The organism is Sulfurimonas sp., from assembly GCF_026991475.1.
In the GTDB taxonomy this organism is placed as follows: domain Bacteria; phylum Campylobacterota; class Campylobacteria; order Campylobacterales; family Sulfurimonadaceae; genus Sulfurimonas.
In genome coordinates this window covers 1-21,978 of record NZ_JALXBK010000049.1, presented here as the reverse complement: position 1 = coordinate 21,978, position 21,978 = coordinate 1, and the positions used below count along the sequence as shown (strand labels likewise).

The 21,978-nt window shown below is 34.2% G+C and carries 21 protein-coding genes; 10 read left to right on the top strand and 11 right to left on the bottom strand.

All coding sequences use genetic code 11. The features are described 5' to 3' along the window. The first annotated feature begins 215 nt into the window (after positions 1–215). The gene (locus tag MV589_RS04265; RefSeq protein WP_297432385.1) at positions 216–764 is read left to right on the top strand and encodes an RBBP9/YdeN family alpha/beta hydrolase; all 549 of its coding nucleotides are present in this window, start codon (positions 216–218) and stop codon (positions 762–764) included. On the opposite strand, the gene MV589_RS04260 is transcribed toward MV589_RS04265, so the two are convergent. The 5 genes from MV589_RS04260 to MV589_RS04240 form a co-directional block, all read right to left on the bottom strand. After that, positions 761–994 (bottom strand): hypothetical protein, encoded by a 234-nt coding sequence (locus tag MV589_RS04260; RefSeq protein WP_297432382.1) that lies wholly within the window; start codon positions 992–994, stop codon positions 761–763. The genes MV589_RS04265 and MV589_RS04260 overlap by 4 nt on opposite strands. 134 nt (positions 995–1,128) lie before the next feature. After that, the gene (locus MV589_RS04255; RefSeq protein WP_297432380.1) at positions 1,129–1,251 is read right to left on the bottom strand and encodes a hypothetical protein; all 123 of its coding nucleotides are present in this window, start codon (positions 1,249–1,251) and stop codon (positions 1,129–1,131) included. Between the two features lie 107 nt (positions 1,252–1,358). After that, on the bottom strand, positions 1,359–1,580 hold the full coding sequence (locus tag MV589_RS04250) for a hypothetical protein (protein WP_297432378.1): 222 nt from the start codon (positions 1,578–1,580) through the stop codon (positions 1,359–1,361). A 112-nt stretch (positions 1,581–1,692) separates the two neighbouring features. Continuing rightward, positions 1,693–2,703, bottom strand: a complete 1,011-nt coding sequence (locus MV589_RS04245) for a virulence RhuM family protein (RefSeq protein ID WP_297432376.1) — start codon at positions 2,701–2,703, stop codon at positions 1,693–1,695. After that, positions 2,703–6,443 carry an N-6 DNA methylase gene (locus tag MV589_RS04240; RefSeq protein WP_297432373.1) on the bottom strand — a complete coding sequence of 1,247 codons (3,741 nt, stop codon included), beginning with the start codon at positions 6,441–6,443 and terminating at the stop codon, positions 2,703–2,705. The genes MV589_RS04245 and MV589_RS04240 overlap by 1 nt, the downstream gene beginning before the upstream one ends. Positions 6,444–6,848: 405 nt before the next feature. Between MV589_RS04240 and MV589_RS04235 the strand changes: the two genes are divergently transcribed. From MV589_RS04235 to MV589_RS04225, 3 genes are all read left to right on the top strand, one after another. Then, a complete protein-coding gene (locus tag MV589_RS04235; RefSeq protein WP_297432371.1) occupies positions 6,849–8,684 on the top strand; it encodes an ABC-F family ATP-binding cassette domain-containing protein in 1,836 nt (611 codons plus the stop codon). Then, positions 8,681–9,226 (top strand): GNAT family N-acetyltransferase, encoded by a 546-nt coding sequence (locus tag MV589_RS04230; protein ID WP_297432370.1) that lies wholly within the window; start codon positions 8,681–8,683, stop codon positions 9,224–9,226. The genes MV589_RS04235 and MV589_RS04230 overlap by 4 nt, the downstream gene beginning before the upstream one ends. 93 nt (positions 9,227–9,319) lie before the next feature. After that, positions 9,320–10,213 carry a hypothetical protein gene (locus tag MV589_RS04225; protein WP_297432368.1) on the top strand — a complete coding sequence of 298 codons (894 nt, stop codon included), beginning with the start codon at positions 9,320–9,322 and terminating at the stop codon, positions 10,211–10,213. A gap of 65 nt (positions 10,214–10,278) precedes the next feature. Here MV589_RS04225 and dbpA read toward each other — a convergent pair whose 3' ends face one another. From dbpA to MV589_RS04210, 3 genes are read right to left on the bottom strand one after another with little or no spacing between them, the layout of a single operon-like run. Next, positions 10,279–11,634 (bottom strand): ATP-dependent RNA helicase DbpA, encoded by a 1,356-nt coding sequence (dbpA, locus tag MV589_RS04220; protein WP_297432366.1) that lies wholly within the window; start codon positions 11,632–11,634, stop codon positions 10,279–10,281. A 21-nt stretch (positions 11,635–11,655) separates the two neighbouring features. Continuing rightward, positions 11,656–12,900: an EAL and HDOD domain-containing protein gene (locus MV589_RS04215; RefSeq protein ID WP_297432364.1), complete on the bottom strand. Its 1,245-nt coding sequence runs from the start codon at positions 12,898–12,900 to the stop codon at positions 11,656–11,658. 49 nt (positions 12,901–12,949) lie between these two features. Beyond that, positions 12,950–13,729: a TrmH family RNA methyltransferase gene (locus MV589_RS04210; protein WP_297432363.1), complete on the bottom strand. Its 780-nt coding sequence runs from the start codon at positions 13,727–13,729 to the stop codon at positions 12,950–12,952. 26 nt (positions 13,730–13,755) lie between these two features. Between MV589_RS04210 and MV589_RS04205 the strand changes: the two genes are divergently transcribed. Next, entirely contained in the window at positions 13,756–14,409 is a 654-nt protein-coding gene (locus tag MV589_RS04205; RefSeq protein ID WP_297432361.1) for a response regulator transcription factor, read from the top strand. After that, positions 14,402–15,541 (top strand): sensor histidine kinase, encoded by a 1,140-nt coding sequence (locus MV589_RS04200; RefSeq protein ID WP_297432359.1) that lies wholly within the window; start codon positions 14,402–14,404, stop codon positions 15,539–15,541. The genes MV589_RS04205 and MV589_RS04200 overlap by 8 nt, the downstream gene beginning before the upstream one ends. 6 nt (positions 15,542–15,547) lie before the next feature. On the opposite strand, the gene MV589_RS04195 is transcribed toward MV589_RS04200, so the two are convergent. Then, positions 15,548–16,138, bottom strand: coding sequence for a 2OG-Fe(II) oxygenase (locus tag MV589_RS04195; protein ID WP_297432357.1), 591 nt, complete (start codon positions 16,136–16,138; stop codon positions 15,548–15,550). 116 nt (positions 16,139–16,254) lie between these two features. Here MV589_RS04195 and relB point away from each other — a divergent pair, with 116 nt between their 5' ends. Both relB and MV589_RS04185 read left to right on the top strand, forming a co-directional pair. Beyond that, positions 16,255–16,497, top strand: coding sequence for a type II toxin-antitoxin system RelB family anti-toxin (relB, locus tag MV589_RS04190; protein ID WP_297432355.1), 243 nt, complete (start codon positions 16,255–16,257; stop codon positions 16,495–16,497). Beyond that, complete coding sequence (locus MV589_RS04185) at positions 16,487–17,656, top strand: type II toxin-antitoxin system HipA family toxin (RefSeq protein ID WP_297432353.1); 1,170 nt, start codon at positions 16,487–16,489, stop codon at positions 17,654–17,656. The genes relB and MV589_RS04185 overlap by 11 nt, the downstream gene beginning before the upstream one ends. Positions 17,657–17,665: 9 nt before the next feature. Here the strand turns inward: MV589_RS04185 and MV589_RS04180 are convergent, their stop codons facing one another. Continuing rightward, positions 17,666–18,646 carry an iron-sulfur cluster assembly scaffold protein gene (locus MV589_RS04180; RefSeq protein WP_297432351.1) on the bottom strand — a complete coding sequence of 327 codons (981 nt, stop codon included), beginning with the start codon at positions 18,644–18,646 and terminating at the stop codon, positions 17,666–17,668. A 35-nt stretch (positions 18,647–18,681) separates the two neighbouring features. Continuing rightward, positions 18,682–19,905 carry a NifS family cysteine desulfurase gene (locus MV589_RS04175; protein ID WP_297432349.1) on the bottom strand — a complete coding sequence of 408 codons (1,224 nt, stop codon included), beginning with the start codon at positions 19,903–19,905 and terminating at the stop codon, positions 18,682–18,684. Positions 19,906–20,097: 192 nt separating this feature from the next. Between MV589_RS04175 and MV589_RS04170 the strand changes: the two genes are divergently transcribed. Then, on the top strand, positions 20,098–20,604 hold the full coding sequence (locus tag MV589_RS04170) for a hypothetical protein (RefSeq protein WP_297432347.1): 507 nt from the start codon (positions 20,098–20,100) through the stop codon (positions 20,602–20,604). A 60-nt stretch (positions 20,605–20,664) separates the two neighbouring features. Then, positions 20,665–21,924, top strand: coding sequence for a 3-isopropylmalate dehydratase large subunit (locus MV589_RS04165; RefSeq protein ID WP_297432345.1), 1,260 nt, complete (start codon positions 20,665–20,667; stop codon positions 21,922–21,924). Positions 21,925–21,978 lie beyond the last annotated feature (54 nt).

The following is a 21,978-nucleotide window of genomic DNA, read 5'->3' as shown; positions in this document are numbered from 1 at the left end:
CCTGCAAATCGACCTCAACACCAACATGATTTTGTGTCAGTTGTTCATAGTAAGGAAGAATTTTTCCCTCTTTTTTATAGAGATAATACCCCACTCCAATACCAACAAGCAGCACCAATAATAAAAATTTTTTCATATTTTATACCTTTTTTACACTATTAAATAGTTTTAGACATTATACTTTGTTATACTTAGAAAAAATAAAAAGGCGCTTTATGACAAAAAAAGTATTGCTTTTACATGGTTGGGGAGGGAGTGACTATCCACACTGGCAAAGCTGGCTTGCAGGAGAAGTAGCTAAAGAGTATGGCTGCGTTTACTTTCTGAAATTTTCTGATTTTGATACACCAAAATATAATGTCTGGATGCAAGAGCTCAAAACTGCGCTAGAGGGTTTCAAACCTGACATTGTTATTTGTCACTCACTTGCAAATACCCTCTGGTTTCACTACTGCTTAGAGAACAGCCTCGAAAAAAAATTGCAAAAGCTCTATCTTGTAGCCCCACCGAGCTTAGATTGCAGCATTGAGGAGCTGAGTGAATTTTTTCCAGCGAAATTACCTGCTACCCTAAACGCAGCCAATACTCTTCTTATCACCTCAACAAACGACCCTTATATGACTCAGGATGAAGCACAGAATTTACAAAAAAAGCTTGATATAGAGACGAAAGTATTAGAAAATGCAGGACATATCAACGCAGATAGCGGCTTTGGTGAGTGGAAATGGATGCTTCAGGAGTTAAAAAAAGAGCTTAACTCCTAAGCGTATGTATCCAACATAAACGGCGACGAAGAGTTACCATCCATAATTTGTAACTCTTGAAGCTGCTGCTCACTTGAAAATATAGAAGTAATAGAGCTATCTTGCTCTACTTTGTTTTCTTTTGGAGCAGTATCGTTTTGTGTATTCTCTTTTACAGAAGCAAGATCTACTCTTCCTACTTGAAAAGGACTAGGATACGGTGACTGAAAAGTATATTCAACAACATTCATAACATCCTCCTTCAATCTTCTTTCAAATATTATAGCACAAATTTTGTAAAGATTTAATAGAGAAAAGGGTACAACACAAGAGCTTTTTAAGAACCTTAACTTCAAGCTAAATGTAGGAAATCGTGTAGGTGTTGTTAACTTATTTTTAATCTTTTGACATTTTTTAATTTTATAGCATTTAAAAAATCTAAATACTCTGTTATATCTTCACCATTATCAAATTTCTCATCAAACTCTTTAGCTGTTATTGTTTTCATAATCTCTTTCCTCATTTTTTCCACATCTTCTAACACGGGAGATTTCATTATTTACTGGAACAACAAGTGCATTTTCTTTGTGGCATAAATTTTGAACTTCAACAAAATCAGCTCTTCTTTACTTGAATTATCTGGTTCCTACTTTGAAGTTGCAGTGCCTTCATTGTTTGGTGATATGCTTGATTTGTTTTTTTTGATTCTGAAATTAATTCACCTAATTTATCTTTTGTTCCAAAAATTGCAAAAAGTAATAGAAAGCATAAAATAGCCAAAACGAATAAAAATATCATTATTACTAAGCCAATGCCGCCGCTCATTGCATCATTCATAAGCACTCCTTTAAAGATTAATTTTTGGGGTGTGTTTTCACCTAACGGTTGTCGTAAGTGATAATTTTCCTTTAGGTAAATTATTCGTCTCCTCGTACTTGTTGTGTATCTTTTAACTCAGTAACTTCTTCATCTCTCTATCAAAATCTGACTCTATTTTTTGTATTTTATTAAATTCTTCATACTCTTTTGAAGCTTTTTCTTTAGCTTGTGAATGAGAGATGGAGCCTTTGCCTTCAAGAATTTTAAACTCATTGAATTCTAAAAACTTGTTGACGGATTCACTTACATCCTTCATACTAAGTTCTTGACGATTTTCAATAATTCTTTCAATATAGTCAAAATAAGCACCTATCGTTCTTTCAAGTTTTTTTATCTCATCTTCTTGAAGATAGTTCTTAGCTATTACAGTATCTGATTTTAATACTCTTCCATCTGGTGAGTTTTTCCAAGAAGTCAAACCCATGTTTGGCTTTTTTATATCTACATTTTCATAAACTATTTCGGCAGCCGTTTTACCTGTGATGGCAAAGTGAAACTTGTTCTGCACTGTTGCATAAAAGTCTTTAGTAGTTTGGGAATTTTTATCATAATCAAAACTACACTCTGCAAATATATCTGTTATTTGCTGATAAATCCGTCTTTCACTTGCACGGATTGAGCGAACACGTTCTAAAAGCTCTCTAAAGTAGTCTTGACCAAAGTACTGACCATTTTTAAGTCTATCATCATCCATGGCAAAACCTTTGATGATATACTCTTTTAAAATCTTAGTCGCCCAAATGCGAAACTGTGTAGCTTTAGAGGAGTTTACTCTATAGCCTACTGAAAGAATAGCATCAAGATTATAAACATTTACCTCTCTTTTTACTTCTCTTTTACCCTCAGTTTGAACTATTGGGAATTTCCCAATAGTTGCTTCTTCTTCGAGTTCATGGCTTTTATAAATATTTTTGAGATGTTCATTTATGGTTGTTACATCTACACCAAAAAGTTCTGCCATTCTTTTTTGAGGAAGCCAAACGGTTTCGTTGTGCATGAAAATTTCTATTTTTATATCACTCTCTTTTGTTGTGTAGAGTAAAAACTCTGTTAATTCATCTTTTAAACTTAATTTATTCATTATAGATACTTTCTTAAAATAGCTTGTTTCTTACTACTTGCACTTTCTACAATAATTTTAGATTTTTCTATTTTAGCTTCTATTTTAGAGATTTTCTCCACTATCTCTTTTTGAGTTTCTATTGTTGGTAGAGGAACAGTAAACTCTTCCAATTGTGTTTTGGTTATAGCCTCTCTTGATAGACTTGTTTTTGACATAGTGATAAGTTCATTTTTAATACTTTTACTTGTTAGTATTTTTTGAAGATATTCTGGTAAAACTTTTTCTACTTTAGCTCTTATGATTGCCACATGTTGGTTGACTCTAGCAGGAAGATATTTTTTCTCTACAATACTACACCTCGCAACTGACGCACCTGTAATATTAAATAAAATATCATTTTTTTCTACTGCTACTATATCAAGCTTTTTAGCCTGTGTTTCATCTATAAAAGCTAATCCTTTTTCATGAAATCCATCATCATAAATATTTTGACTACGAATAAGTGAGATACCACTCTCCTTATAAGAAGACTCTCCACCTCTAGGAGTTGAACCACTTCCTATTTTTGAAGTAATATTGATGAGTTTTGTGAGACTGCCTTTTGATTGTTTTATCTCTTCTTCAATTTCATTTTTAAAAGCTACAATATTTTTATTTTCTTTTTTAACGTCTTTGTCTATGGCTTCACACTCTTTTATAATCTCTTTTTGGATGTCTAGTGGTGGAAGTGGGATTTTATTACTTTTCAAATATTTCATATGTCTTTCATATTTATCTTTATTTGTAATTTCCAAAAGAGTTGACAAATGATAAAAATATTTTGTGAGTATAATTTTTTCATCAAATTTAAGTAGTTGTGTCCCATCAGCTCCTCTAACAAATGGAAAGTCGATATATTTAAAAGTGCAACTATGGTCTCCAAACATTACTAAAGGAATGTCTGATATATTTTCAGCTATATTTGTATATCCAGAAATTAAATTATCTTGTTCTTGTGTAATAACTGGAAATTTCCCTTTCTCTAATATTTCATCTTTTGGTATTTTTGTTGTATACCCATTTATTTTTTGCAATAAACTATCTAAATCAACATTTTTAAACTTATTACTTAAAGGTTTAATATTTTTTTTTGGAACTAAATTTAACTCTTTAGTAAAATCCTTCCTAGAAAAATCAAGCATATCAACCAACCGAGAGCTAGAAACAAACTTTTTAAGCTCATTAGGTATTTCTATTGCTTCAGCACTAAAATTTTTAGAAATCAAGCTATTTATTTTACTCTCATCTTCTTTGTTGTATGGATTATAAAGAGGGGTATTGATATTTTTTAGACCTGAAAGGTTTTCTAAAACTCTTTTGTCGTCTTCACTTAGGGTCTCATCATCTAAGGTGTTATTTGAAAGGTATTGAATCCCCTCTTTACCTTTAGAGCTACTCCAGTCATACCCTAAAAACTTTTTATTTTCCTTTGAATCAGAGGGTGATTTTATGATGAGAACATCAGAACTATTTTTAAAACTTAAACAAAAGTAGTATAACTTCTCTTTTTCTATGTTGCGAACATAGTCTAAAAGCTCTTTTAGTTCTATGGATTCTTGCTCTTTCTTCTCAAGTTTTTTGTAAGCTTGTGTCTTTTTTCTATTTTTTGTTTTTGTTAGTTTCTCATAATCTTTTTGGTACTCCATAAAGGTTTCGTTTTTAAAGAGTGCTTCATCGAAAACTTTACAAAGGAGCGTTTTATAAAGTCTTATATCAATGTTGATGTGTTTAGCATACTCTTTTAAAAGCTCATCATCTTTAAATGCTTTATTACTCTCTTCGTCACAATCAAACCAACTGTTTACCATATTGTTTAGGTGTTCAGAAATATCAGGACTTAACACCTTACGTTTTAAAAAGAGTGTAGCCGTATTTGTTCCTGTTTTACCAAAAGTACCTGAACCAAAATCAGCGATGGCAACAATATCAAAATATTTTAAAATAATCTCTCTAGTTTTTATGTAGAGTTTAGGTGTGTCTTTACTTAAAATAGAGTTAGGTAAAACAATACCTGCAATTGCAGCACCCTTCAAAAGTTGTTTTGCTCGTTCTATAAAAAAACACTCTATAGAGCCATTTTTTGAGTATGATTTTTCATCTATATGTTTAATAAGCTCATAACTTTGCCTCTCTTCATCACTCAGTGTCTCTAAGAAACCTTTTACACTGTAGGGAGGATTTGCAACTAAAACATCATAAAAGTTATCTTTGATTTTATCACTTTTGCTTAGGGCATCGTTGTAGATAATGTTTATATCACTTCCATACATAAAAGAGCTAACTTTTGCTACTTTTGAGAGTCTGTACTCTTTTTCTACTCCTGTAATGGTTGCTTCTTTATTCACTACTATATATTCATTTAAAAAGTGTCCTGCACCACAAGCGTAGTCTATTACTTGTGGTTTATCAAGCTTAGGCATAGAGTTTATGATAAATTTAACAATAGGCATAGGAGTAAAAAACTGCCCCTCGCTCTGTTTTACACCTTGGTCTAAAAAGCCCTCAAACATATCGCCTAAAAACTGGTTTTCATCAGATGCTGTAAGAGATATATCTTGTATCATTCTTGCTATTTTTAAAAGCACTTCAAAGTTCTGATAAAAAAGTTTTTCATTATGCACATCTATAAACGCAAAGTCATTGTTTGTAAAAAACTTTTGTTCTTTAAGGTACTGTTTGATTAATCTCTTTGTTTCATTTGGTTTGTCTTTAAAAACGCCAAAAGCTTCATCTATTAAACTGTTGTCAATATAGGTAATATCATCATCTAAAAATTTATCCATACCCTGCTTGTAAAGCAGTTGCAATCTATCTTGAAAATCAAAAGGCTCATCAAAAGCAATCCCCTTGTAGTAAAATTTTAAATTATCTGAGTTTTCTTTCTCATCGGTTACTTTACATAAAAATAGATTGACCAGTTTATCAAAAGCATTTTCACGACCTGAGACATTGTGTTGTCTTAAAATCGTAGCAAATTCATGGTATTTACTTTGAATATCATTTGAAGTTACCTGTTTTAAGTGTTCAAGTTTTGGCTGTGCAAAACCTATATCGTAAGCTTTGTTATCTTCAAACAGTCCTAAAGTTGTATAGTCTTGCTTGTAGGTGTCTCGCCATACTCTATAAAGCTCTTGTGTACTTGTCGCATCTTTATAAGCCACAAGTTTATCATTTTTTTTCAATATCTCTTCGTTGTCTTGTAAGTTGATAAGATAATAATTAGAGACAACTTTTTCATCTATAAAATCACTTGCATAGAGTGCGATAAATTTTGTGCTTGTAGCCTGTCTAACATAAGAAAAAAGTTGTGTTGGTTTAACAAGCGTGTTACTCCATGCAGAGCTAAACTCTCTTCCTGCTGTTTTACACTCTATAATTAAAAGAGATTTTTCGTCATTGTCTTTAATAAGAATATCAGCACGACCACCACTTGCACCGTGACCCAGTTGCCATTTTGGTTCTAGTTCCATATGTTTAGGTTGATAACCTTGAGACATAAGCTTATGAACACATTCAAAAACTACAAAGTTTTCATTGTCTTTAAAATTTAAGGTAAACTCACCATTTACTTTTAATGCCTTAGGATAAATGAGCTTTTCATTTTTAATATCGACTTTTAATTCACTATGTAATTCAGTAAATTTTTTAATATACATATCTTTAGTTTTTTTAAAACCTAATGATTCTAATATTTTTGTAAAATTTTCTTTATTTATCATTGGACTACTTATGTTAAAAATTTATTATTGATATTATAACTGTTTATTGTTTATATGGAATTTTTATGTCTAAAATGTAGATAAGTTTAGTTTTTTATGATGTATTTGTTTTGTCACACAACTAGTTATTCATTGGTATTGTAGTTATAACAACCTTAAAATACAGTATTAATTATTAAAAATAATACACTATTAAAAGAAGAAATATATGTTGTTTTTATATATAATTGCTGTTATTGAGGTAGAAGTGTTCTATTAATTGCAAATATTCCATTAAAAGAGCATAATTTAGCTTAAAATTTTAGAAATAAGTTATCACTATATAGCGCTAAACCACCTCATTTATGCGCTAAAGTATCAAAAATATGAAGAGTATTTAAAGTGATTTATAGTAAACTTGTCCACATGATTCAACTAACAAATATTTCCAAAAACTTTACAATACAAGAGCTTTTTAAAAACCTGAACTTCAAGCTAAACGCAGGAAATCGTGTCGGGCTTGTCGGGCGAAACGGGAGTGGGAAATCCACCATTTTTAAGATTATTACAGGTGAAGAGCACGCAGATAGCGGCGAGGTCATCATCCCTAAAAATTATAAAATAGGCACGCTCAAACAGCATCTCACTTTTAGTGAAAAAACACTCCGAGAAGAGGCATCACTCGCACTTAGCGAAGAGATGCAGTATGATATCTACAGAGTAGAAAAAATCCTCTTTGGGCTTGGATTTAGCGCAGAAGATTTGGAAAAAGACCCTCTTTCATTTTCTGGCGGGTATCAAATACGCATCAACCTTGCCAAACTCCTTGTCACTGAACCAAACCTGCTCCTTTTAGATGAGCCAACCAACTACCTTGACATCGTTTCACTTCGATGGCTCAAAAATTTTCTGCGCAGTTTTGAGGGTGAGGTTATTCTCATCACGCATGACAGAAACTTTATGGATGGAGTATGTACTCACGTCGCAGGGCTTGTTCGTAAAAATATTCGACTTGTTGCAGGCGATACTGAGAAGTTTTACAGCCAGCTTTTAGCTGATGATGAACTCCACCAAAAGCAAAAACTCGCACAAGATAAAAAGGTAAAAGAGCTTGAAGAGTTCATAGCCAAAAACAAAGCAAGAGCATCTACCGCCGCACTTGCGCAGTCAAAAGTAAAACAGCTTGAGAAGATGGAAATTTTAGAAGATTTGGGCTATGACTCTACACTCAGTTTTAACTTCAACTACGCCGATACTCCTGCAAAAATACTGCTTGATGTCAAAGATGTTAGTTTTGGCTACACACCACAAAAACAACTCTTTGAAAACATTTCTTTTACTTTGGCAAAGGGAGAAACGCTTGGCATTATAGGAAAGAACGGAAAAGGAAAATCAACCCTTTTAAATCTCATTGCAGGACTGCTCACACCAAACGCAGGAGAGATAAACTTCAACGCAAATACAAAATTTGCTCACTTTGGACAGACAAACATTGCCCATCTCTCAGAGAACAACACCGTAATGGATGAGATATACAACGCCAATCCAAAACTAAGTGAAGCAACTGTTCGCGGCATTTGTGGAGCTATGATGTTTAGCGGCGATATGGCAGACAAAAAAATCTCTCTGCTCTCAGGAGGAGAAAAGAGCCGTGTAATGCTCGGACAAATCATCGCACGAGAAGTAAACCTTCTCTTTTTAGATGAGCCGACCAACCACCTTGACATCGAGTCCATAGAGGCGCTTACCAATGCCATTAAAGAGTTTAAAGGTTCAAGCATCATCGTTACCCACTCTGAAGAGCTACTGCGTCGTGTTTGTGACAGACTTATCATCTTTGCAAAAGAGGGTGCTGAGTATTTTGATGGAACTTACGATGAATTTTTAGAAAAAATCGGCTGGGAAGAGGATGAGACAACAGAGCAAAAAGAGAAAGCTGCTCCAAAATCCTCTACAAAAGAGAATAAAAAACGCCGTGCTGAACTTGTACGAGAGCGTAACAAACTCACGTCGCCACTCAAGAAAAAAGTAGATAAACTAGAAGAGCAGATAATGGAGCTTGAGAACACTCTTTCACTCAAACATGAAGCCCTTATAGAAGCTTCAAACACAGGAGATAGTGCGACACTTATGGAGCTTTCAAAAACAGTTTCAGAGATAGAAAATAACGTGGAAGAGCTTTTTGAAACGCTTGAGATCGAGCAGACAAAACTTGATGAGATTACCCAAGAGTACGAAGAAAAAATAGAGGAGTTAGTATGAGTTTAGAGTTCTATTTTCTGCGTTCAAGTGAGCAAAAGATCGTTGTCGATATGCTGCGATATTCACAAAGGCTTGATGCAAGTGATGTAAAAGTAGAAGATGTCGAGACGTTAAAAAAATACTACGAATTTTATGGACTCACCCCAAAAGACTTCGGTGTCTATGCGCTTAAAGACGGTGTTGTAGCTGGAGCTATCTGGAGCAGACGACTCAGTGAATATCATAAATCAAAGGGCTACCTCGTCGATGATACGCCTGTCCTGCAAATTACTGTAAAACCGGAATTTCGATCAAAGGGTATAGGTAGAGCTTTAATGGAGCAGTATCTTAGCGAAGCCGCATCCCTTTATGAACTTATTACCATCAGTACACCAAGGAGCAGCGTTGCTTTTTTAGAGAAGTTTGGTTTTGAAGTAGTTGAAGAGAGTGAGCATTTGAGCTATGTGGGAGAAACAACCTCTCTCATTATGCAAAAGAAGCTACAAAAACAAGAGAGTAAAAAACACTTCACAGACTTTAGCAGTTGTAAATGGATGGACTAAGATATTCAATTTTGACAATTTTTTCTCTCAAATTAAATTATTTTTAGTAAAAAGCGTAGTACAATACAAACAATTTAAACAATAGGATTACAAATGAAATTGTTAAATATAACTCTTCTCTCTGCTGTAGCACTCTTCGCAGTTACACTTAATGCTAGTGAATTTCAATACGCAAAAGGCAGACTTGATATGAAAGGTGGATTTATCGGATTAGATTCTACTATTGATGCAGATATTTCCACATATACTTTGACAGAAAAGCATAAAAACATCTTTTCTACTACTTGGTATTATCATTATGACTTTACATGGTATGATTCAAAAAAAATGCTCAATGGACAACAAAATTTTAATAGCACAAGCAGCTCCCTTTTTGGCTCAGACTACAATCCAACGGGCAATGTTCCCGCTATTAACTACCGTTTACAAGGTCTCGATGCCAACGTTGTTTTGGGAAAAGACATATACCATAAAAATAAAAGAACATTTTTTGGTCTTGGTTTAGCACTTGGTGTTTCTCTTCCTTGGATTGACAGCGACAAAGACTCTTCAAACAATAACAATAATACAGATAATACTATGAAACTCATGAAAAAGAGTAAAACACAAATACTTACTTATAAAATTGGTCCAAGTATCAACGCAAGTTACGCCTTTAACAAATATGTCATGACATATCTCAATGCAATGGTTACTTATCAAACTGGTTCAATCAAAAATAATTATATCAATACAAACTCCCATACTAATGGTATTTTTCAAGAGTATGACGCAGGTATAAAAGTGCAACCTTTCGCTAAAGACTTTCATAAAAGTTTTATAACACTCTCTCCACGAATCTATGCCTCAGTAGGTTGGCGTTATGTTTCATGGAAACTTACAGATATAAGATTGGATGTAACAGGAGCGAATGTCCCAATACCAAAGACAGATTTTAACAGCCACAGTTCTATGGGATATTTTGGTATAGGGTATGACTTTTTTTAAAAAATTTTATACTCAAGAAGCAATGTTAGCTTACAAAGTATTCATTGCTCTTTGCTAGCAAAGTACTACAAAGACCAAACACTAAACTTCTTCGCTTTTATTTTTCTATTTTTAAGCTGCTTTTCTGCTTCGTCTATAAATTTGCTCTCTATGGCAACATAAGATTGTCTGTCGTAGATGTCAATTTTTCCGATATTTGCACCTTTGAGACCCACATCTCCCGTTAATGCACCTAAAATATCTCCTGCACGAAGTTTATCTTTTTTACCGCCCTCAATTACAAGCGTAACATACTGCGGTTTCATCTCAAACGCAGTCTCTTTACTTAATGCACTCTCTTTGAGAAAGGTCACTTCATCGCTCGCATACTCATCTGCTTTTTCACTCTCAAAACTTTCATATAAAGATATGGCTATTCCCTCAGCACCTGCGCGTCCTGTCCTTCCTATACGATGAGTATAGGTCTCAAAACCATGAGGCAGGTCATAATTTACCACCATACTAAGCTCTTTAATGTCCAGACCACGAGCTGCCACATCTGTTGCCACTAAAACAGGGCATGACTTGTTAGCAAACTGCACTAACACATCATTGCGTTCATATTGTTCTAAATCTCCATGAATAGCCAGTGCATCTATCTTATTTTGTACTAACGACTCTGCTAACTCTTTGGCTTGAATTTTCGTGTTAGTAAAAACAATGACATTTTGAGGTTTGTATGCAGCGAAAATATTTACAAGAGTATCGAGTTTGTTACTTGTCTCATAAAACTCCTGCACTATTTTGTTCTGCACTTCACTTGTAGTTGTTTTTACACTTACTGCATCTTTTTGAATTTTTTTGCTGATTTGTAAAATTGTATCATCATAAGTTGCGGAGAAAAGAAGCGTTTGTCTCTCTTGTGGTATAAATGCCAAAACACTCTCTATCTCTTCTATAAAACCCATATCGAGCATTCTATCTGCTTCATCAAGAACCAATGTTTTTAAGTTTGAAAGATCAAGACTCTCTTTGTTTAGGTGTTTAAGCACTCGCCCAGGAGTTCCTACGATGATGTGAGCCTGATGCGCAAGTGAGCCAAGTTGTTTGCCAAAAGACTCCCCACCTGTAAGCATCAATATCTTAATATTATGCTGAAATCTTGCAATACGGCGAAGCTCTTTTGCAACCTGATCGGCTAACTCTCTTGTAGGGCAAAGCACCAAAGTCTGTACGCGGAATTTTTTTACATCAAGAGATGAAAGCAGACCAATACCAAACGCAGCAGTTTTTCCACTACCAGTTTTAGCTTCAGCAATTACATCTTTGTTTTGTAAAATAAGGGGAAGAGATGCCTCTTGAATAGCTGTCATATTTTGATAGCCAAGAGCATCTAAGTTTTTTATCATCTCATCAGAGAGTTGGAGGTTTGAAAATGTCATAAGTTACAATCTTTTTTAGAATTATACCATCTCTGGGTGGTTAAAGTGATTTACATTTTCAATTGCACGGACAACTGCCTTTTGTACTGTTCCCGATGCTAAAGAGTTGTCACTTTCAAACTGTGTCACACCTTTAAAGTTAGAGTTTTCAATAAATAAAATGACCTGTAGTATCTCACCAAAAATATTGTTATAATCTAAAAGCGCCTCTTTTACACTTTCTGAGATATTTATACCCTCTAAAATATCTTCTAACTTCATAGAAAAAATAGTGTCAATAAGCGAAAGAACAGCCACAAGATATGCTTCACCCAGTCTATCACTCTTTACATTGGGCTCAACATCTTTAAGTATAATTTCCATTAGCTCAATTCTGTTTTGCACCATCAACATAAGAGGTTTATGATTTTTATTTTTTGAAAGTGATTTTGAATATATCATCAACATCAACCACTTGGCAAGAGTTACACGCCCCATCAGAGTAATCACATGATGGATGGAAGAGATTTTATTGCGAAAATGAAACGCGCCAGAATTCATAAACTGTAAGAGCTGTACGGTGATTTCAGGACTTTTTTCAAACTCTGTAGTTATTTCATCAATGCTTGTATCTTGCATCAAAAGATTGTAAAGTTTTAAAACATCAAACTGTGATGCTTCATATTTGGCATTTTCCAAAATTTTTGGTTTAGCAAAAAAGTAACCTTGAAAACAGTCTGCTCCAAGTTTTTTCGCTATCTCATAACTCTCATGATCTTCTACTTTACTAGCAATAACTTGTATATTGTACTTTTTAAGTTCTTTAATATAAAATGAAGTATCATCATCTAGACCTCGCTCAAAATCAAGCTTAAAAAAAGAGAGGTATTTTAGAACATGAGCATATTTCTCAAAAGTATTAAGAGTAAGCTGTGTATCATTTAGTCCAAGGACATATCCCTCGTCTGCCAGATGTGCTAAGCGTTCAACTACTCTTTCAGTTATGGCAACATACTCTAAGAGGTCAAAAACAAAAAACTCCTTTGGCACAGAAAATATAATATCGTTAAGTAAAAATTTCTCATCTATCTTGACAAAACCACGTTTATCTTCAAGTAACTCTTTTTTACCAAATTTATTTAAAACATTACTGATTACTGCTGCACTAGCATATCTATCTCCCGTTATGACACTCTCTTTGTTCATATCTCTAAATAAAACTTCATACGCACAAATCCTTGCGTTTAGGTCTAAAATAGGCTGTCGTGCCAGATATATGTTTTGCATACTGAACTCTCTTGTGTTTTTATATCACTGATTATATCACAAGTTATTATTAAAAATTATTTTTTCCTAATTCATACATCAAAATTGATGCCGCCACACCAACATTAAAACTTTTTATGCCCTCTTGCATCTCTATGGTAACTATTTCATCACAAACATCTAAAATCTCTTGAGCAATTCCCCGCCCTTCATGCCCCATAATAAGCACCCATTTTCTAGCAGGTTGCAAATCACGAAGCATTGTAGAGTACGGCGTCACTTCTGCTGCATAGACTCTGTAACCCATCTCTTTTAAAGTGCTAATAGTCTCAAAAATATCTTTGTAAATATGTGTTTTTAACATCTTCGCATAGCCCATAGATACACGCAAAGCGCGTCTGTTAAAAGGATGCGGTGAGGATTTTGGCAACAAATATGTCCCTACACCAAGAGCAGCAGCACTCCTAGCAATAGAGCCTACATTCTCACTCGAAGTGATGTTGTCAAGCATAATAATCTGTTCATCCGCTGCGTTTAGAGTAATATCATCAGGACGAATACCGTGCATCATGCAATTGTGATGAATCTTATGCCCGACAATCTTACCCATTTCTTCTTTTGTAGTTAAGTAAACTTTTGGCACGCCTTTTTTTGTAACAAGTGGGTAAAACTCATCATAATACTCTTGTGTAGCAAGGATGCTTTTTATCACAATATCACTCTCTAAAAGCAGGTTTACCACCTTTGGGGAGTCTGCTATAAAACTTCTGTCACTTCTAAACGCAGCCTCTCTTAACTCTCTATAAACCTGTAGTTCTTCTATCTCTATAGTATCAATTTTTATTATCATGCCCGTATTTTAGGGTAAAATACCTTATGAAGATACTATTAATGGAAGATGATGCTGTTTTATCAGACATTCTCTTAGACTTTTTACGAGAAACTTGGAGTGTAGATTATGCTTTTAATGCCCAGGAGGTATATGAGCATTTAGAGACAAAAGAGTATGACCTTTTTATTTTTGACATTAATGTCCTCGGGCAAAATGGTCTTGAGCTGCTTGAAGAGCTACGGAGTTTTAACAACACAACCCCTACCATATTTATTACAGCTTACAGAGATACAGAGTCTCTCAAAAAAGCTTTTGAGATTGGGGCAAATGACTACATTAAAAAACCTTTTGAGCTAGAAGAGTTAAGTGCACGCATTTACAATACCAAGCGTCTTTTCAACATTGAAACCGACAAATATATACAAATTGCACAAAACATTACATTTAATAAAGAGAAGAAAAAGATACTCAAAGATAAAAAGGAGTTCTCTCTTACAAACAAAGACACCCTGCTACTTGCCTACTTTCTCAACAATAAAAACAGGCTGATAAGTAATGAAGAACTGAGTCAAAATATATGGGATTTTGAGTCCCAGCCAAGCAATGCAACACTACGCTCACACATCAGAACACTTAGAGAGATTATAGGGAAGGAGAAAATAATTACTATCCGCGGTGAAGGCTATCTCTATGAATAAAATTACAAAAAAGTCTTTCTACTCTTTTTTAGCCCTCTATCTCATCTCCTCTTTCATCTTTTTATCTTTAGCCGCATATTGGTTTTTCAACTCTCAGGTCTCAATGGAGATGAGTAACAACTTCTATAAGATGAACTATATAGCAGACAAAGTAAGTGCAGAAATCATCCATGCAGATATGAAAAAAACAGCATTTAAACTCAAAAATTTTGACTATGCCCGTGTTGGCGTCTTTTCCAAAACAAAAAAATTGCTAGATGGTGAAACTGTTCAAAAAGTAGATTTTGGTAAAGATTTTTATATGAAAAATGGTATTTTCACGCTTGTAAGCAAACGTTCAGCTGGGCATTTAGGTAGAGAGTACATCGTTGTGCAGAGTTCAAAATGTATAGACAATGTAGAAAAAATAAAAAATAAAATAGCCTATGCAGTTATTATTACTGCTTTTCTCATCATTACTATTGCACTCTTTTTGTCATATATCTTTTTAAAACCAATCCGTGATAAAATGCAAGAGATTGAGGAGTTTGTAAAAGACACAACACATGAGCTAAACACCCCAATAACTGCACTAATGATGAGTACTTCCAGACTTAAAAACAGCGATAAATGTAATGAAAAGGTGCTGCAAAACATCTCAATAAGTACCAAACAACTCCACGATATATATGCTTCTCTTACTTATATTAGTTTTGACAATAAAAGTGAAGATGCCAAGGAGACTGCGTTTGACAAAGTTGTTAAAGAAGATATCTCCTACTTTGGAGAGCTTCTAAATAAAAAGAACATTACTCTTGAGGCAGATTTAGAAGCCTGCAATATAATGATAGCGCCAACAAAAGCAAAAATGCTCATAAATAATCTCCTTAGCAATGCCATAAAATACTCTATGCCAAACGCAACTATCAAAATCACCACAACAGCAAAAATCTTAACAATTGAAGATGAAGGCATAGGCATTGCAAAAGAGAAACTGCAACATATCTTCGAGCGTTTTGTACGGGCGAACTCTTATGCAGGAGGTTTTGGAGTAGGACTTAGCATAGTTGAGAGCATAGTAAAAGAGTACGATTTCAAACTGCACATCGACTCAAAAGAGAATGTTGGAACAAAAATTACCGTAGAATTTTAAAGCTTTTTAAGAGACTTTATCTACGCGAAACCAGCCTGCAATTGAGTATCTTGTTTTTTTTGCAGGTAAAACTTCATGAGGAAAATCTTCACTCATAAAAACTACCAAAGTATTTGCATTTGGAGTTACTTTTTGCAGTTCATTTCCCTCTTTATCATATATAACAAGCTTTCCACCATCGGCATTACTCCATGATTCATTAAGATAATAAACCGTCGTTACCACTCTGTTTTTGGCACTCTTAAAAGCATCAAGATGTTTTTCATAAAAATCTCCCACCTCATAGCGTGCAAAATGTGCTTCATAATAACGTAGTCCAAGATAGAGATGACGGTTCAAGTAATTTTGTAAGCCAGTGCTAAACGCAAGGTACTCTTTTGTAGCCATACTATGCGCATCTATCCAATGGATTTTATCTCTTCGTCGGTTCTCATCCACCGCTGAAGCAGTAGAAACACCTGCTAGCTTGTAGTTTGGCTCCTCTTTTGCCTCTTGAAGCAATGCGGCAGCAGTCACTGCGTTTAGAGCATCATCAATAACAATATAACCGTCATTTACCAAAGCATTGGTAATTTGTTCATAAAAATTTTCATACATAAGAGAATTGTAGCTAGAAGAAGATTCTCAGTCAAGTTTAAATTATGTATAATATATTTGATATAATGTATAATAAATAGTATAATGTATAATATATTTGATATAAAAGGCTAAAAATGGATTTTCAAGAGTTTGGATTAGCAATTGCAAAACTAAGAAAAATAAAAAAAATATCACAAAAAGAGCTTGCAGAGAATATTGGTATATCACGTGCAACTTTAAGTTCATTTGAAAATGGACGTGCTGTAGATATTGGATTTCGTAAGGTTTTACATATTACTGACTACCTTGGATACACTCTCGATTTAAAAGAAAAAAGCAGATTTCCAACTTTTGAGGAATTAAAAAATGATCGATAACATAGGCGTAAATGTATTAAAACAGCCCGTTGGTATGCTAAGTAATGAAAATGAAAAATTTATATTTACTTACACACATACCCGTGACTTTGTATCGCTTACAATGCCTCCGAGAACGCAACAGTATGTAAACAACAAACTCCACCCTATTTTTGAGATGAACCTGCCTGAGGGCTATCTGCTCTCTATCATCAAAAAACACTTTTCTAAAATTGTCAAAACAGATGAATTTGGAATTCTCAAGCTTATTTCAAAAGGTATCAAAGGGCGTATAACATATAACTCAACAGAAGATAATCCAGAGAATTCTCTCGAGCTTAATGACCTGCTCAATCCACAATCTACTAATCTTTTTGAAGAACTTGTCTCAAAATTTGCACTCAATTCAGCAATTAGTGGTGTCCAACCAAAGGTTTTAGCAAACATTCGCAACAAAGCAACACTCAAATATGACAACTATATCGTAAAATCATGGGGAGGAGAGTATCCTGAATTAGCCCTCAATGAATACTACTGTATGCTTCTTGCAAAGTATGCAAATATTCCTGTGCCAGAGTTTTATATATCGAGTGATGCAAAACTTTTTATAATGAAACGATTTGATATTCTTGAAAATGGTGAGATACTTGGATTTGAAGATATGTGCGTTTTACAAGCCAAACAGAGTGATGAAAAATATGACGGGAGTTACGAGAGCATAGCAAAAAGCATCAAGACTTTCGTGTCACCCAAATACAAAAAGAAAAGTCTCAAAGATTTTTTTAAAATCATTGTTATAAATAACATCCTCCAAAACGGTGACGCGCACTTGAAAAACTTTGGACTTGTTTATGAAAATATAGAGAACATAAAACTAGCACCTGCTTATGATATTGTCTCCACAACTTTTTATATAAAAAATGACATTTTAGCGCTTAATTTACTTGGCAGTAAAAAGTGGTGGGATAAAAAGTACATTCTTCGATTTGGTATGGAAAGTTGTGAACTCACAAAACATGAGGCAACTTTACTTTATAATGAGTGTATAAATGCAAGTAAAAAAGTACTTACTGCAATACAGAATAACATGATAAAAGAAAAGAATGAGGATAAAAAAAGGTTGCTAAAGCATCTGAATAATTTGTTAGAAAAAACCCTCGAGCTAAGCCAAGGGTTTTAAAAGAAAAAATTAGATTGGTAAAACTCTGATTTTTTTAGAAAGTTTCTCTTTCAGAGTACTTTCTATTGCATAAAGAGTACCTGTTGCAGATGAAGCACAACCATTACATGCACCCATATAACGAATGTAAATATCTATGTAATCATCATCTTTTTTGATGTCAATAATTTCCATATTTCCACCATCCATAATAAGAAACTGACGTACATTTTCATCAATTACAGCATCCACTGCTTTGATTTGCTGTACAAGTGTCATCTCTTCAAAATTATCAGCACCTGCAAGTTGTGCATCAGCTGCAGCTTTCATCTTCTCTTCATCCATCTCACGACGAGTGTCTGCTAAAATGTCTACAAGGTAATATTCTCTATCTTCATGACCGCCTGGTTTGATACAAGATTTACAAAAACCACCAGCTTTTGTATAGTCAGTAATCTCTTCAACAGTTTTTAAATCATTCAAGCGAATAACTTCTTGAATAGTTCCAAGAGAAACACGTGCACATTCACATACAATGATGTCTTCTTCAAAACTCTCTTCAGTTACACCAAGGTAGAGTGAAGCTGCTTTTTTAATAACATCATACGCCATTACAGAACAGTGCATTTTTTGTGGTGGAACAGCAGGAGTTTCCGGATCATCACGAAGAGCAAATTCAACATCAATATTTGTAATTTTTACCGCTTCTTGAACAGTTTTACCAATACAAAGTTCCGTCATAACATCAGATGATGCTATAGCAGTACCACATCCAAAAGATTTGAATTTTGAATTGACAATTTTGTCTGTTTTTGGATCAATTTCCCAATATAATCTTACCGCATCACCACAACTCTCAGCACCAAAATCAGCAACAATAAGTTTGTTACCATGTGCCTTAGCTTCCTCAGGAGTAATCTCCCCCTGATGTTGTGGGTTGTTCATTAAAGTTGTTACTTTGTTTGAGTACGCATCCCAAAGAGAAGCGCCTAATAAATCATCTTTTGCCATAATTATTTATTTCCTTATAATTTTTTTGTTACGATTTAATGTGCCATATGATGTGGCATTGCACACTCACCAGCTTCTCCACCAGGAGTCGGTTGTACTTTTGCAAATGAGCTTGAGATAGCACGAAGTCTAGCTACTGCATTTCTAAAATGTTCTATAGTGTAGTCTATCTCTTCATCTGTTGTAAAACGAGAAAGTGAAAGTCTTATACCAGTATGTGCTAGTTCGTTATCAGCACCAATTGCAAGCATAACTGTATTTGCTTCTAACTCTGCAGAAGCACAAGCAGAACCTGTTGATGCTCCGATTTGACCATTGTTTAAGTCCCAAAGCATACCTTCACCCTCAACACCGCGAATAGAGATAAGAATAGTATTTGGTGTACGATTTTCACGATTACCTACTACAAAAGTATCACTAAGCTCTAAAAGTGCATCTTCAAGTCTGTCTCGTTTTTCTCTAATTTTTGCCGTAGTCTCATCAATATTTGCTGTTGCAAGTTCAATAGCTTTTCCCATACCAACGATATAAGGCACGTTTAGAGTACCACTTCTTCTGTGTCCCATCTGTTCACCACCATGAAGAAGTGGAGACAACTCTTGAGAATTTTTAATATAGAGTGCACCTACGCCTTTTGGTCCATGAAACTTATGTGCTGACATTGATACAAAATCAACATGAACATCTTGCAGATCAACTGGAATTTTTCCAACTGCCTGTACCCCATCAGAGTGAAAAAGTACACCATTTTGCTTACAAATTTCACCAATCTCTTTAATAGGGAAAATCATACCTGTCTCATTACTTGCCCACATTACAGAGACTAAAGCTGTTTTGTTAGTTATGAAACTTTTTACAACATGAGGTTCTACAACCCCTTGATCATTTACAGGAAGATAAGTAACTTTTACACCCTGCTCTTCCAGCCATCTACAAGTAGAAAGAATAGATGGATGCTCTACTTCTGTTGTAATGATGTGATCTTTTTCGCCATTTACAATATAGTCATTAAATACTGATTTTAATACCCAGTTATTTGACTCTGTTGCACATGATGTAAAGATGATGTCATCTTCATCACTTGCGTTTAAAGCAGTATAGACTTGGTCTATCGCTTTTCTTATGTAAGGATGTGTTGCAGTACCAAACTTATGTAATGAACTCGGATTCCCATAAAGCTCACTGAAAAATGGTTGCATCACTTCTACTACCTGTGGATCACACATTGTAGTAGCATTATTATCTAAATAAACTTGCATATATTTTGCCTTTAAAAGTAGATTATTTTTAAATAAGACTATTTTTGTCTTCTTTTACTTTTGACATCATAATAGTTTTGACATTATGATTTGCTTAAGCCAAACTGAGTTTATATATCATTTAAGAATTAAAACAGTTCTTTTAGAAATTTAAAAAAAATGCTATAATAAAAGAAATAAGGAAAATAAATAATGTGTAATTTCAATAACCAAAGTGATGATACAAAATTAGTCGTTCATCTTTTTATGCAAAAAGCAGCCAATAGTATTGGGGGAGTTAATTTTTTACTCGCACTCATAGAGGCTCTTCGTGCGAAAAAGCCCAATCCACTTATGCAAAAGAACTGTCAAGTCGCTTCAAACAATACTATTATAAAATGGAACAAGGTAGTTTTTAAAGATAAAACAGACATAATTGAGAAAATTTTACTGACTCATAGAGAGTCTCAAGAGAAAGATTTTAATATTTTAAATGAAGAAAATACAAAAACAAGAAAAAATATACTCAATATGATTAGAACCCTTGCTCCTCTAAAGTTTGTTGTTACCCCACAAAATCCTAATGATGGAGAGGGATTTAGCTTTGGTGTTTTTGATACCGTTAGTGAAGATGTTGTAAAGTTTAATCCCATATTTATTGCTCTATTTTTTTGTTCCACTGCGTTTACAAAAAGTGCTATAAAATACGAAGAGAAATAAACTTTAAATCTCTTATGCTATAATCGCAACATTATTTATACTATTAAGAGGTTCATAATTATGGCTCAAACTATAACAGAAAAAATATTTTCCGAGCATGTCGGTAAAAAAGTATATGCAGGCGAAATAGTCCGTTCTCCCATTGATATGGTTATTGGAAATGACATTACAACACCTATTTCCATAAAAGCATTTGAAGATAGTGGCGCACAGAAACTTGCGAATCCTGATGGATTTTCTATTGTCCTTGATCACTTCATCCCTGCAAAAGATATAGCTTCAGCAAATCAAGCAAGAATTAGTCGTGACTTTGCAAAAAAATATAATCTTAAAAACTTTTTTGATGAAAAAGATATGGGAATTGAACATGCACTTTTACCAGAAAAAGGGCTTGTTGTTCCTGGTGATGTCATTATCGGTGCAGACTCTCATACATGTACTCACGGTGCATTAGGAGCATTCTCAACAGGTATGGGTTCAACCGACCTTGCATTTGCTATGATTAGCGGCGGCAACTGGTTTAAAGTTCCTGAATCTATCAAAGTAGTCCTCTCTGGAAAACCAGGAAAATATACAACAGGAAAAGATATTATTCTCGAAATCATCCGTATGATTGGTGTTGATGGAGCTCTTTACAGAACTTTAGAGTTTACAGGTAGCACAATAGAGCATCTTAATATGGATGATAGATTTTCAATGTGTAATATGGCAATTGAAGCTGGTGCAAAAAATGGTATTGTTGCTGTTGATGATATTACAAAAGAGTTCTTAGCAGACAAGAATTTAGCACGAGAGCCAAAAGTTCACTACTCTGATGAAGACGCAAACTATGTAGTAATTCTAGAAATAGATGTTGCAAATCTTGACCCTGTTATTGCATACCCATTTTTACCATCTAATGGACACTCTGTTGTGCAGGCAGTTGCAGATAAAATCAAAATAGACCAAGCTTTCATTGGAAGCTGTACAAATGGTCGTTTGGGTGATTTAAAAGTAGCCTCAGAGATTTTAAAAGGAAAAAAAGTACATCCTGATGTGCGTTTAATCGTCACTCCTGGAACACAAAAAATCCTTCGTGAAGCAAACCATTTAGGCTATATTGACATCATTGTTGATGCTGGTGGAGTTGTTAGTAATCCAACTTGTGGTGCTTGTCTTGGTGGATATATGGGAATTCTCGGTGATAACGAGGTAGCAGTTTCAACTACAAATAGAAACTTTGTAGGTCGTATGGGAAGCCGTTCATCTAAAGTCTATCTTGCTAATTCAGCAGTTGCTGCGATTTCTGCAATTACAGGCTACATTACAGACCCAAGATAAACTAATTTAAATATTTAAGAATTATATATTATTATTTTAGTTAAAATATTCGCT

What these genes read in the sequence shown, in the direction of transcription:
- MV589_RS04250 (WP_297432378.1), bottom strand. Translation starts at nt 1,580, where the DNA reads ATGAATGATGCAATGAGCGGCGGCATTGGCTTAGTAATAATGATATTT.
- MV589_RS04260 (WP_297432382.1), bottom strand. Translation starts at nt 994, where the DNA reads ATGAATGTTGTTGAATATACTTTTCAGTCACCGTATCCTAGTCCTTTT.
- MV589_RS04210 (WP_297432363.1), bottom strand. Translation starts at nt 13,729, where the DNA reads ATGATAATAAAAATTGATACTATAGAGATAGAAGAACTACAGGTTTAT.
- MV589_RS04225 (WP_297432368.1), top strand. Translation starts at nt 9,320, where the DNA reads ATGAAATTGTTAAATATAACTCTTCTCTCTGCTGTAGCACTCTTCGCA.
- MV589_RS04215 (WP_297432364.1), bottom strand. Translation starts at nt 12,900, where the DNA reads ATGCAAAACATATATCTGGCACGACAGCCTATTTTAGACCTAAACGCA.
- MV589_RS04265 (WP_297432385.1), top strand. Translation starts at nt 216, where the DNA reads ATGACAAAAAAAGTATTGCTTTTACATGGTTGGGGAGGGAGTGACTAT.
- relB (WP_297432355.1), top strand. Translation starts at nt 16,255, where the DNA reads ATGGATTTTCAAGAGTTTGGATTAGCAATTGCAAAACTAAGAAAAATA.
- MV589_RS04170 (WP_297432347.1), top strand. Translation starts at nt 20,098, where the DNA reads ATGTGTAATTTCAATAACCAAAGTGATGATACAAAATTAGTCGTTCAT.
- MV589_RS04230 (WP_297432370.1), top strand. Translation starts at nt 8,681, where the DNA reads ATGAGTTTAGAGTTCTATTTTCTGCGTTCAAGTGAGCAAAAGATCGTT.
- dbpA (WP_297432366.1), bottom strand. Translation starts at nt 11,634, where the DNA reads ATGACATTTTCAAACCTCCAACTCTCTGATGAGATGATAAAAAACTTA.
- MV589_RS04240 (WP_297432373.1), bottom strand. Translation starts at nt 6,443, where the DNA reads ATGATAAATAAAGAAAATTTTACAAAAATATTAGAATCATTAGGTTTT.
- MV589_RS04205 (WP_297432361.1), top strand. Translation starts at nt 13,756, where the DNA reads ATGAAGATACTATTAATGGAAGATGATGCTGTTTTATCAGACATTCTC.
- MV589_RS04195 (WP_297432357.1), bottom strand. Translation starts at nt 16,138, where the DNA reads ATGTATGAAAATTTTTATGAACAAATTACCAATGCTTTGGTAAATGAC.
- MV589_RS04185 (WP_297432353.1), top strand. Translation starts at nt 16,487, where the DNA reads ATGATCGATAACATAGGCGTAAATGTATTAAAACAGCCCGTTGGTATG.
- MV589_RS04165 (WP_297432345.1), top strand. Translation starts at nt 20,665, where the DNA reads ATGGCTCAAACTATAACAGAAAAAATATTTTCCGAGCATGTCGGTAAA.
- MV589_RS04200 (WP_297432359.1), top strand. Translation starts at nt 14,402, where the DNA reads ATGAATAAAATTACAAAAAAGTCTTTCTACTCTTTTTTAGCCCTCTAT.
- MV589_RS04175 (WP_297432349.1), bottom strand. Translation starts at nt 19,905, where the DNA reads ATGCAAGTTTATTTAGATAATAATGCTACTACAATGTGTGATCCACAG.
- MV589_RS04245 (WP_297432376.1), bottom strand. Translation starts at nt 2,703, where the DNA reads ATGAATAAATTAAGTTTAAAAGATGAATTAACAGAGTTTTTACTCTAC.
- MV589_RS04255 (WP_297432380.1), bottom strand. Translation starts at nt 1,251, where the DNA reads ATGAAAACAATAACAGCTAAAGAGTTTGATGAGAAATTTGATAATGGT.
- MV589_RS04235 (WP_297432371.1), top strand. Translation starts at nt 6,849, where the DNA reads ATGATTCAACTAACAAATATTTCCAAAAACTTTACAATACAAGAGCTT.
- MV589_RS04180 (WP_297432351.1), bottom strand. Translation starts at nt 18,646, where the DNA reads ATGGCAAAAGATGATTTATTAGGCGCTTCTCTTTGGGATGCGTACTCA.